Origin of the sequence: Methylacidiphilum sp. Yel, from assembly GCF_004421185.1 — a bacterium.
Lineage (GTDB): Bacteria > Verrucomicrobiota > Verrucomicrobiia > Methylacidiphilales > Methylacidiphilaceae > Methylacidiphilum.
On sequence record NZ_LXQB01000077.1, the window covers coordinates 1 to 1,654 of the forward strand.

1 protein-coding gene is annotated in these 1,654 nt (G+C 52.8%); it reads left to right on the plus strand.

Annotated features, from left to right (window positions below; all coding sequences use genetic code 11):
• The coding region (locus A7Q09_RS09515) for a glycosyltransferase (protein WP_134391215.1) at positions 1-1,654 on the plus strand (1,654 nt) is incomplete at both ends.

Here is a 1,654-nt window from a genome sequence, read left to right on the forward strand (position 1 = left end):
GGTCGGTTTGTGGGGAGAGAGGAGGAGCTGTTGAGGCAGCGTCTTAGAGGGTTTGCCTACAAGCCATTCTTTTCGGTAGTGATGGTGGTGGGGTTAGGGGATAGGCTAGAGGGAGTGTTAGCGACGTTGCGGTCGGTAGTGGGGCAGTGGTATGAGCAGTGGGAAGTGCTGTTGGTGTTGTATGGGGGTAGGAAACTGGCCAGAGAGGAGCTTAGGGGTGTGGGAGGGGAGGATAAGCTAAGGATAATAGAGGTGAGCTATTCGGAGAAGGGGAAGGCAAAGGAGGCAGGGTTAAGGGAGGCTTGTGGGGAGTACTGCATGATATTGGACAGTGGGGAAGAGCTAGTGGCGCATGCGTTGTATGTGTTTGTGGAGGCGCTTCAGGGGGAGAAGGCCTTTGATTTACTTTTTGGGGATGAGGATAGGTTGAGTGATGAGGGGCAGGTGTACAGTCCGGTATTCAAGCCTGGGTTTAATTATGATTTATTGAGGGCAGTGAACTATTTAGGACGTCCGGTGGTCTTTAGGAAGCAGAAGGCGATGGAGGTGGGAGGGTTTGACCAGGGGGTAGAGGGGGCAGAGGAGTGGGATCTTTATTTACGGATGACGGTGGGCAGGGTGGATGGGCGTGGGGTCTGTCATCTGCCTTATGTGCTGTGTCATCGGGGAGGGGAAGCTGGAGGGGGTGTGGTGAAGGAGGGTGTGGAGAGGGAGGTGGTATGGAGGGATTGTAAGCGACGAGGGGTAGGAGTGGAAGGGATAGAGAGGCTGAGGGGAGGGTGGCGGATACGGTATGGGGTAGGAGAGGAGAAGCCATTGGTGAGCATAGTGATGCCCTCGAAGTGTCAGCTTGCTTATCTTAGGCCTTGTGTAGAGAGTGTAATGAGCAAGACGAGTTATGACCGCTACGAGTTATTGTTGGTGGTGAATGAGAAGCGGCTGAGGGATGCGGAGGTGAGGGGGTATTTGGAGGGGGTGAGTGGGGGGGAGGGGAGGGTGCGGCTGGTGGTGTATCCGGATGAGCCATTTAACTATGCGAAGATTAACAATGCGGCGGTGATGAGGGAGGTGCGGGGGGAGGTATTGGCGTTGTTGAATGATGATTTAGAAGTGATTACAGGGGATTGGCTTGAGGAGATGGTAGGGCATGCGATGCGGGCTGAGGTGGGGGCGGTAGGGGCGATGCTTTACTATCCGGATGGGACGATACAGCATGCTGGGGTGATATTGGCGGAGCGGGGGATTCCGGATCATCGGCTTAGGAATATGAGGAAGGAGGAGGCAGCGGAGGGGGGCTATCTTTGGTTTGAACAGAATTTAAGTGCGGTGACGGCGGCCTGTGTTGTGATGAGGAAGGAGTGTTTTGAGGAGGTGGGGGGCTTTGACGAGAGTTATGCGATAGATTTAAACGATATAGACTTATGTTTGCGATTGAGGCAGAGGGGCTATTTGATAGTGTGGACGCCCTTTGCTGAGTTTTATCATTATGAGTCGGTATCAAAGATGGCGGACATAGCTGAGCAATATGCACAGTGGTCGGAAGAAAACACGAAGTTTATAAAAAAATGGCTGCCGGTTTTCCCGTTTGATCCTTATTACAACCCCAATTTTTCTTTTAAGCCGCCCTACTATAAACTTTCTTTCCCACCAAGGG